The following is a 9,260-nucleotide window of genomic DNA, read 5'->3' as shown; positions in this document are numbered from 1 at the left end:
CTTCGGCGTCAGCCGCACCGTCATCCGCGAGGCGCTGGCCAAGCTTGCCGCCGACGGCCTGGTCGAGTCGCGTCAAGGCGCCGGCGTCTTCGTCACCGAGCATATCTCGACGATGTTCGGAGCGCTTGCCGCCGACATGGGAGCCAAGGATTCGATCGCGCTCAACGTGCTCGAGGTACGCCTGGCAATCGAGATCGAGTCGGCCGGGATCGCCGCTATTCGCCGCAACGCCGCGCAGGAGGCGGCGATCCAGGAAGCCTTCTTCGAATTCGAGCGGCTGCTGCTTGCCAGCGAGCCGACCGGCCCGGCCGACCTCGCCTTCCACCGCGCCATCGCCAGCGCGACCAACAACCCGTTCTATGTCGAGATGCTCGACGTGCTCGGCCGGCGCGCCATTCCGTGCGACGTGACCTCGCCCTGGTCGACCGAACTGGCGCAATCCGACAGCTACCAGCGCGGGCTGCAGCGCGAACATCTGGTGATCCTCAATGCGATCACATCGGGCGATGCCGAAGCGGCGCGCGAGGCAATGCGCGCGCACCTCACAGCCAGCCAGCAGCGCTACCGCGAGCGCCTGCATGCGCGTCAGGCTTTCTATGCCAGTTCGGTCAGGGCCGCCGCCGGCGAATGACCCATTTCAAGTCAGGACGAAAATGAGCCAGAGCCATACCGATTACACATCCCGCTTTGCCATAGACCCGGTTGCCGCCGCGGCGATGGGAACCGATGAACTCCGTCACAATTTCCACATTGACGGCCTGTTCCAGTCCGGCCGCATCAGCCTGACCTACACCCACTACGACCGCATGATCGTCGGCGGCGCCGTGCCGATAGGCTCGCCGCTCCAACTGGAGGCGATCAAGCCGACCGGCACCAAAGGTTTCCTCGACCGGCGCGAGTTGATCGCCGTCAACATCGGTGGCGTGGGCGTCATCACGACCGGCGGCCAGTCCTTCGAATTGCAGGCGCGCGACATGCTCTATCTCGGCATGGGCACACAGGATGTGTCCTTCGCCTCAGCGGACGAGGGGGCGCCGGCGAAGTTCTATCTGCTCAGCGCGCCGGCGCATCTGGCTCATCCCAGCCGGCTGATCCGCATCGGCGATGCAAAGCGCCTCGATCTTGGCAGCAAGGATGCCTGCAACGAGCGTTCGATCTTCCAGTTCATCCATGCCGATGGCGCAAAGACCTGCCAGCTGGTGGTCGGTATGACCCAGCTGGCGCCGGGCTCTATCTGGAACACCATGCCTTGCCATGTGCATGACCGGCGCATGGAGGCCTATCTCTATTTCGACCTGGCCGAGACGGCGCGCGTCTTCCACTTCATGGGCGAGCCGGACGAAACGCGCCATATCGTCATGGGCAACGAAGAGGCCGTGCTGTCGCCGGGCTGGTCGATCCACTCCGGCGCCGGCACTTCCAATTATGCGTTCATCTGGGCGATGGCCGGCGACAATGTCGACTACACCGATGTCGACCCGGTGGCGTTGGGCGATCTGCGGTGAGCGACCCCTTCAGCCTTGCCGGAAAACGTATCCTGGTCACCGGCGCCAACACCGGCATCGGCCAGGGCATCGCCGTATCGATCGCACGCGCCGGCGGCACGGTGATCGGCGTCGGCCGCTCGTCGATGGACGATACGGCAAGAAAAATCGCAACGATGGGCGGGCAATTCGAGGCGGTGAGCGCCGATCTTGCCGACACGTCAGCCGCCGGCCCCTTGCTCGACCGCGTCTGGGACGAAAGCGGCCCGCTCGACGGGCTGGTCAACAATGCCGGCATCATCCGGCGCGCCGATGCCGTCGATCTCAGCGAGGCCGATTGGGACGACGTCATGGATGTCAATCTGAAGGCGGTTTTTTTGCTCTGCCAAAGCTTTGCCAGGCGTGCCTTGGCCGCTGAGCGGAAAGGCAAGATCGTCAACATTGCCTCGGTGCTGAGCTTTCAGGGCGGCATTCGCGTGGCGTCCTACACCGCCTCGAAGCATGGCGTGCTGGGCATCACCCGGCTGCTTGCCTGCGAATGGGCGCAAAAAGGCATCAACGTCAACGCTATCGCGCCAGGCTATATCGAAACCAACAACACGCAGGCGCTGCGCGCCGATCCCGACCGCAGCGCCGCCATCCTGGCGCGCATCCCGGCCGGTCGCTGGGGCGAGGCGGGCGACATTGGCGATGCCGCCGTCTTCCTGCTGGCGCCGGCGTCCAACTACATGCATGGCGCGGTGGTGCCGGTGGATGGTGGCTGGCTGGCACGCTAGGTTTTGACGCAATTCCGAACGGAAACCGTTTCACACTTTTCCTGGAATTGCGCTGAGGAGACGACGATGACCGCAAAGATCTTCGCGCATGCCGGCGAGGGCGCCTGGACGGCGACACCGGACGGCAACAGGCGCCGCATTCTCCTGCACACTGACGAGTTGATGCTGGTCGAATTCGGCTTCGACAAGGGTGGCGTCGGCGCCCTGCATTCGCACCCGCACGTCCAGGCAAGCTATGTCGCCGAGGGCCGCTTCGAGGTGACCATCGACGGCCGGAGCGAGATCGTTGGGACGGGCGGGAGTTTCATCGTGCCGTCGGGCCTGGTGCACGGGGTCAAGGCGCTCGAAGCGGGGCGGCTGGTCGACAGCTTTGCGCCGCACCGGGCCGATTTCCTCGGCTAGAGCATTTCACCGTTTCACGGAAACGGCGAGCTGCTCTAACTCTTTGTTTTGACGCAATTCTAGACGGAAAACCGCTTCACACTTTTCCTGGAATTGCTCTAACGAGGGGTAAGAGATCGAGCGGGAATGACCCGCACCCCAGAAAGAGGCGCGGGTCTGTTGCCTGGGCGCTTGTGGCGCCGCGGTACTCAAGACATCACCGCAGGATGAGGACCCTGCCGCACCGTGGTGAAGATAGTCTTAATGCACCGGGGCTGCGTAGCTCGGTCGGTCAGGTGATGTGACGCAGGAGGCTGAAAAGCCGTTCGAACGTCTTGCCGTAGGGCGGGCGCAGCAGGCTTCCCGCGCTCAGCCGCGACTGCATGAAAACCGGTTTCTCCTTGCTGAAGGTGCGAAATCCCCATTCGCCGTGATAGGCGCCCATGCCGCTGGCGCCGACGCCGCCGAAGGGCTGGTTTTCCTGTACCAGATGCAGCATGCAGTCGTTGACGGTGACGCCGCCGGCAATTGTCTCGTGCAGGATGCGTTGACGGTTGCCGCTGTCGCGGCCGAACCAGTAGAGTGCCAGCGGGCGGTCGGCCCCGTTCACATGGGCGATCGCCTCGTCGATCCCGGTGTATTCTACGATGGGCAGCACCGGCCCAAAGATCTCTTCGCGCATCAGCCGCAGGTTTGCGCCGGCATTGCGGACCAGGGTCGGCAGCAACTTCCGGCTGTTGGCGTCAAGTTCCTCGCCGGCCGGGTTGATTTCGGTGACGTCGGCGCCGGCGTCACGCGCTTCAGTGACCATGTCGCGCAGGCGCCGGTGGTGCCGATCGCTGATGATGGCGGTATAATCGGGGTTGTCGCGCAGGGTCGGGTAGAGCTTCGCGATCGCCGTTGCGAGCCTGGCAGCGACCGTGCCTGCTTGCCCCTTCGGCACCAGAAGATAATCCGGCGCGATACAGGTCTGCCCGGCATTCAACAGCTTGCCGTAGGCAATGCTGGATACTGCCGCGTCGAGGTCGCATGACGGATCGAAGATTGCCGGCGACTTGCCGCCGAGTTCGAGCGTGACCGGGGTCAGGTTGGCGGCCGCGGCGATCGCGACCTGGCGTCCGACCGCGGTCGAGCCGGTGAACAGCAAATGATCGAAAGGCATCGATACGAAGGCCTTTCCCATCTCCGCGTCGCCGCTGATGACGCTGAGCTCATCGGGTGCGAAATGCTCGGCAACGAGTTTGGCCAGCAACGCCGAAAAAGCCGGCGTCAATTCGGAAGGTTTTATGAGCACGCGGTTGCCGGCGGCAAGGGCGGCGGTCACCGGCGCGACGGCGAGCTGGAAAGGATAATTCCAGGGCGACACGATGCCGATGACACCGAGCGGCTGCGGGATGAGGCGATTTCTGCCGGGCAGGAACGGCATGGTGGTGGCAACGCGGCGTTCGCGCATCCAGCCCCTGAGGTGCGACAGCGCGTGGCGGATGCCGGCACGTACGACGAACAGTTCCGCAAGACGCGTCTCATGCGCGGAACGGCCGCCAAAGTCGGTGTCGATGGCGGTGCAGATGTCGGCTCCATGCCGCTCGGTCAGCGCGAGCAGGCGTTTGAGGCGATCCTTGCGAACGTCAAAGTTGGGGAAAGGCTGCGCCTCGAAGGCGGCGCGCTGCAGGTGGAACCGCTCGCCGAGAACATTCTGTCTGGTCTGCAGCATCACGCCCTCCCTGGCTTGCCGGACGGAGCTTACATCGTGGTGCGTGGCGGAATCCAGCGGGGGTGCAGGTGTCCTAGGGGAAGCCGCTTTCGGATGTGCACGGCATCCGGCTGGCAGGCGCCGATGGCCGCATCAACGACAGGTTCCTGCAAAGGGGGCGTTGTGGTTGGATGACGGCTGCGCTACTCCAAAGCGTCACGCCAGAGAGTCGTCTTGACCGGTTTCCACATCCTCTCCAGTCTACGAAATTCCAGCCCGGTGTCCGCCTGATGCTGATGTCGGCGACGAGCATCTTGGCCATGGACCCCAAGCGGCGCGTTCCGCGCCGCGCGGCCCAGCGGAATTGCGGATGAAGGGCGCTCACAGGCTTGAGGCTGCGTTTGGAGCGGCTGCGCGAAGGGTTGTGCGGGAGTTTCTGCGGTTCGTGCCGCTGTCTCTGAGACAGCGCATGCAAAGACGCACATATGCACGCGCGACGCCCGCCAACAGAATTTTCATTTCGGGCTGCGCACGCAGCGGGACGACGCTGACACAGCGGCTGATGAGGTGTTTCGAGGACATTTTCGTCCATCCGCCCGAAGCGCGATACGCAATGCTGGACATGTTGGACCGGCCGGAATCGAACCTCGTCGTCAAGCGCGATGCGCGCGGTTTTGCGCATCTGGCGAAGCTACCGACCTCCATCGGCTTGATCTATTGCGCGCGCCATCCATTCGACACGCTGACAAGTTCGCATCCGCAAACACGCAACCAGCGTCGGTTCCACGTCACGCCGCAACGCTGGCTGACCGAATACGACGCGCTGATCCGGCTGAAGAAGGCACAACCGCACCGGCAGATCCTTTTCGTCCGCTACGAAGACATGATCGGCGCGCCCGATGCGCAGCAGGACAGAATCGCGCAGTCATTCGGACTGACACCGCGCATTCGTTTCAGCGAGGACCCGGACAATCCGATCCGGGTGGCTTCGTTGAGAAAATGGGAACGGAATGAAGAATTCAGGACCTATCTCGGCGGCCTGCCCCCGGCATTTCTCGCCCGCGTCCAGCGTTTCTGCGCCGAGTTCGGCTATGACATGCCAATAAGCACGCCGACCGTGGACGCGCGGTGATGCAGGCACCGGCGGCCCTCGCGACAGAAGAGCTGGATCCCAAGCGGCGCGTGCTGAAGGACGTGTTCGGCTTCGATGATTTTCGCCCCGGGCAGGCCGATGTCATGGACGCGTTGCTGGCCGGGCGTCATGTGCTGGCTGTCATGCCGACTGGTGCCGGCAAATCGCTCTGCTACCAGGTGCCGGCGCTTGTCCTGGGCGGGCTCACCATTGTCGTTTCGCCGCTGGTGGCGCTGATGCAGGATCAGGTCGCCGCCTTGCGGCTTGCCGGCGTGGCCGCCGATACGATCAATTCCTCGATCGACCGCGATGCCAATATTGCCGCATGGCGTCGCGTCGCCTCGGGCCAGACGCGCCTGCTCTATCTCGCGCCGGAGCGGTTGATGACCGAACGGATGCTCGAGGCGCTGGCCAGGCTCGATATCAGCCTGATCGCCGTCGACGAGGCGCATTGTATCTCGCAATGGGGGCCGGCGTTCCGGCGCGAATACGAGGACCTGTCGCGTCTGCGCGGCATCTTTCCCAGCGTGCCGATCATCGCGCTGACGGCAACGGCGGACGAAGGCACGCGCACCGACATCGAATCCCGGCTGTTTGCCGAGCGCGTCGAGACCCTGGTGCTGGGCTTCGACAGGCCGAACATCAAGCTTGCCATTGAGGCCAAGCAGGACAGCAAGCGGCAATTGCTGCGCTTCGTCGAGCGCCATCCCGGCCGCAGCGGCATCGTCTATTGCCTGTCGCGCAAGAAGACGGAGGAGATGGCGGCCTTCCTCGAGAAGAACGGTGTCACCGCGCTCGCCTATCATGCCGGCATGAGCAAGGAGGCGCGTGACGCCAACCAGAACAGCTTCATGACCTTGTCCGGCGTCGTCATGGTGGCGACCATCGCCTTCGGCATGGGCATCGACAAGCCTGACGTCGCCTATGTCTTCCACACCGACATGCCGGGCAGCCTGGAGGCCTACTACCAGGAGATAGGCCGCGCCGGCCGCGATGGGCGGGACGCCGAGGCGCATATGCTGTTCGGCCTGGGCGATATCCGCATGCGCAGGATGTTCATCGACGACGAGGATGCGCCGCCCGAGCACAAGAGGCGCTCGCATGGCCGGCTCGACACGCTGATCGGCTATTGCGAGACGGCGCAGTGCCGCCGCCAGGTGCTGCTCGGCTATTTCGGCGAGGAAGCGCAGCCTTGCGGCAATTGCGACACCTGCCTCGACCAGGCACCGCGCGCCGATGGCGGAGCCGAGGGTCGGATCATCCTGACGGCGATCGCCCAGAGCGGTGAGCGTTTCGGTGCCGGCCATATCATCGACATCCTGCTCGGCCATGAAACCGAGAAGGTGCTTGCCAGGAACCACCAGAGGCTCACGAGTTTCGGCAGTGGTCTGGCGCACAAGAAGGATTTCTGGCTGTCGCTGATCCGGCAACTCGTCGCCGGCGGGTTCCTGATGCCGGATCCGGCCGGTCATGGCGGCCTCGCCATCGCCGAAAAGGGTCATGCGCTTGGCCGTGGCGAGGTGCCGTTCCATTATCGTGTCGAGGTACGCAGCCGCGCCTTGCGCGGCAAGATGCGCTCCTGGCAGGATCTCGGGCAGTCGGCTGTGGACACCGGGCTACTGGCCGCGCTCAAATCCTTGCGCCTGCGGCTCGCCAAGGAGCGCCAGGTGCCGGCCTATGTGGTGTTCTCCGATCGCACGCTGATCGACATGGCCGAGCGCCGCCCGCACGACCTCGACGCCTTCGCCGAAGTGAATGGGGTTGGGGCGGCAAAGCTCAAGGAATTCGGCCAGGTTTTTCTGAGTGCGATTGCCGAGCACCGGTCGGGTGAGGCGGCCTGAGGTCAGATCAGCGACTGGTCACGCGCCGTGAAGCAGAGGGATCTTCGGAGAAGGCATCCGTTCCGAAACCTCCTGTGCCGCCGCCGCCCATTCCTCCACCGCCCATGCCCCCCCAGGGACCGATTAGTTCAACGTTTTCTGGCCGGCCGGTCGACAGATCAGGCCCAGACCGAGGCGTGCATCGACTTCATGGCCGAGCATCTGCAACCGCAATAGATGCCGCTGTCCGCTTGCAGGCACCTATCCACTGCAAGCGTCGCGGGCGACCCGCCGGGCGTCAGTCGCGCGATGTGGACAGTCCCGCGAGAAGCGGAGCGTGGGCGGCGAGCCTGCGGGATACGAACTCAGTGAAGAGCCGCACGCGCTTCGTCTTGCGTGTCTCCCCATGTGTGAGAAGCCAGAGCGTTCCGTACAGGTGCAGGTCGGTGCCCGGCACCCTCACCAGCAGGGGGTCGGCATCTCCGACGAAGCACGGCAGTGTCGTGATCCCGAGACCTTGCCGTACGGCAACGATCTGCGCCTCGGCGTCCGTGATCCTGAATGGAACTCCCGTGGTGCCAACCTCACCCGCGCTGGCCCACTCTGGAATTCCATGAACGCTTATGACGATCCACCGGATGGGATCAGGTGCGCCCGCACGCCACGCGGCCAGGCGGTCGCGGGACATGTAGACGCCGCCAAACACCTCCGCTCCCTTCAGGCCGTGAAGATTGAGCGGCAGGGTTTTGCGGTCGTAGACGACGCGGATCGCCACGTCGGCCTCTCGGTTGGTCAGATTTGCCAGTTCGCCGGACGACAGGATTTCCATCTCGATGTCTGGATGCACGTACGCGAAATCGGCGAAGTCCGGCATGAGCAGGTGCGTCGCGAGGGGCGGTGCCAGCGTCACCCGCAGAAGTCCGCGTACGCTCTGGTCGCGCCCGAAGACGCGCGTCTCCAGCTGGTGCGACGACGCTTCCATCTGGTTCGCGAGCTCGAGGACCTCCTCGCCCGCAGCGGTCAGGCGGTAGCCCGAAGGCAGCTTTTCGAACATTTGCGCCCCGAGGCGTTCCTCAAGCTGTGCGATGCGTCGCAGCACGGTCGAGTGATTCACCCCGAGCTGCGCGCCGGCAGCCCGCACCGAGCCTCCGCGTGCGACGGCTAGAAAGTAGCGAACGTCATCCCAGTCGATCATGGTGCAATCCGGCACCGCGCGGTGCGCCTTCCAAAGCCCGTATCTAACACATCCTACAGCAGTAGGGACGGGATATCGTGGCTTGTGTCGACAAGGGCGACGCTATTCCGAACGGCGGACACGGATCGTCGCGGGCTGGCGTCAATCCTGAAAGCGGATCGATTCTGCACCACCGATGTGCGCGCTTCCGCACTCACCGCGCGACCCCGGCGGGCCCATCTAGAGGTTCTCGGGGCGTCCCCGAACGACCAAAGACAGAGCCTGGAAGGATTAAGTCATGGGAAAACTGGACGGTAAGGTTGCGGTTATAACGGGTGGTGCCACCGGCATCGGCCTCGCCGCTGCAAAGCGCTTCATCGAGGAGGGCGCCTTCGTCTTCATCTTCGGCCGCCGGCAGGAAGCGCTAGACGCCGCTGTGGCCGAGCTCGGGCCCAATGCCCGCGCGGTGAAGGGCTCGGTCTCGGATGAGGCCGACCTTGATCGGCTCTACGCGGCGGTGAAGGCCGAGCGCGGAAGCCTCGACATCATCTTCGCCAACGCCGGGGTGGGAAGCCTGCTTCCGCTCGGCAAGCTCACCGCCGAGCACATTGACGAAACCTTCAACACCAATGTGAAGGGTACGATCTTCACGGTCCAGAAGGCGCTGCCGCTGATGGGCGAGGGCGGTTCGATTATCCTGACCGGATCGAGCGCCGGCACCACGGGCGCGCCCGCATTCAGCGTCTATAGCGCGAGCAAGGCGGCCGTGCGCAACCTCGCGCGGACCTGGGCGGAAGACC

Annotated in this window: 9 protein-coding genes; 7 read left to right on the top strand and 2 right to left on the bottom strand. The window is 64.4% G+C overall.

The window, feature by feature from the left end; all coding sequences use genetic code 11:
- The 4 genes from EN991_RS11925 to EN991_RS11910 all read left to right on the top strand — a co-directional run.
- The coding region (locus EN991_RS11925) for an FCD domain-containing protein (RefSeq protein WP_164768995.1) at positions 1-631 on the top strand (631 nt) is incomplete at its 5' end.
- A gap of 22 nt (positions 632-653) precedes the next feature.
- Complete coding sequence (gene kduI, locus EN991_RS11920) at positions 654-1,505, top strand: 5-dehydro-4-deoxy-D-glucuronate isomerase (RefSeq protein WP_013529046.1); 852 nt, start codon at positions 654-656, stop codon at positions 1,503-1,505.
- Complete coding sequence (gene kduD / locus EN991_RS11915) at positions 1,502-2,260, top strand: 2-dehydro-3-deoxy-D-gluconate 5-dehydrogenase KduD (protein WP_127368813.1); 759 nt, start codon at positions 1,502-1,504, stop codon at positions 2,258-2,260. Before kduI ends, kduD begins: the two co-directional genes overlap by 4 nt.
- Positions 2,261-2,326: 66 nt before the next feature.
- Entirely contained in the window at positions 2,327-2,662 is a 336-nt protein-coding gene (locus tag EN991_RS11910) for a cupin domain-containing protein (RefSeq protein WP_063169447.1), read from the top strand.
- A 271-nt stretch (positions 2,663-2,933) separates the two neighbouring features.
- Here EN991_RS11910 and EN991_RS11905 read toward each other — a convergent pair whose 3' ends face one another.
- Positions 2,934-4,355, bottom strand: coding sequence for a coniferyl aldehyde dehydrogenase (locus EN991_RS11905; protein ID WP_127368812.1), 1,422 nt, complete (start codon positions 4,353-4,355; stop codon positions 2,934-2,936).
- Between the two features lie 349 nt (positions 4,356-4,704).
- Between EN991_RS11905 and EN991_RS11900 the strand changes: the two genes are divergently transcribed.
- Entirely contained in the window at positions 4,705-5,466 is a 762-nt protein-coding gene (locus EN991_RS11900) for a sulfotransferase (protein WP_013529050.1), read from the top strand.
- The gene (recQ, locus tag EN991_RS11895; protein WP_127368811.1) at positions 5,466-7,307 is read left to right on the top strand and encodes a DNA helicase RecQ; all 1,842 of its coding nucleotides are present in this window, start codon (positions 5,466-5,468) and stop codon (positions 7,305-7,307) included. Before EN991_RS11900 ends, recQ begins: the two co-directional genes overlap by 1 nt.
- 277 nt (positions 7,308-7,584) lie before the next feature.
- Here the strand turns inward: recQ and EN991_RS11890 are convergent, their stop codons facing one another.
- Positions 7,585-8,481, bottom strand: coding sequence for a LysR family transcriptional regulator (locus tag EN991_RS11890; RefSeq protein ID WP_127368810.1), 897 nt, complete (start codon positions 8,479-8,481; stop codon positions 7,585-7,587).
- 277 nt (positions 8,482-8,758) lie between these two features.
- On the opposite strand from EN991_RS11890, the gene EN991_RS11885 reads away from it, so the two are divergent.
- Positions 8,759-9,260, top strand: a 502-nt coding sequence (locus EN991_RS11885; RefSeq protein WP_127368809.1) for an SDR family NAD(P)-dependent oxidoreductase, incomplete at its 3' end; no start/stop codon positions are given.

Origin of the sequence: Mesorhizobium sp. M7A.F.Ca.US.005.03.2.1, assembly GCF_003997795.1 — a bacterium.
In the GTDB taxonomy this organism is placed as follows: domain Bacteria; phylum Pseudomonadota; class Alphaproteobacteria; order Rhizobiales; family Rhizobiaceae; genus Mesorhizobium; species Mesorhizobium ciceri.
Note: the sequence above shows the minus strand (reverse complement) of the source record. Positions and strands in the feature narration are given on the sequence as shown.

Excerpts from the sequence above, each read along its gene's own strand:
- EN991_RS11905 (WP_127368812.1), bottom strand. The coding sequence starts at position 4,355 with ATGCTGCAGACCAGACAGAATGTTCTCGGCGAGCGGTTCCACCTGCAG.
- kduI (WP_013529046.1), top strand. The coding sequence starts at position 654 with ATGAGCCAGAGCCATACCGATTACACATCCCGCTTTGCCATAGACCCG.
- EN991_RS11890 (WP_127368810.1), bottom strand. The coding sequence starts at position 8,481 with ATGATCGACTGGGATGACGTTCGCTACTTTCTAGCCGTCGCACGCGGA.
- recQ (WP_127368811.1), top strand. The coding sequence starts at position 5,466 with ATGCAGGCACCGGCGGCCCTCGCGACAGAAGAGCTGGATCCCAAGCGG.
- EN991_RS11910 (WP_063169447.1), top strand. The coding sequence starts at position 2,327 with ATGACCGCAAAGATCTTCGCGCATGCCGGCGAGGGCGCCTGGACGGCG.
- EN991_RS11900 (WP_013529050.1), top strand. The coding sequence starts at position 4,705 with ATGAAGGGCGCTCACAGGCTTGAGGCTGCGTTTGGAGCGGCTGCGCGA.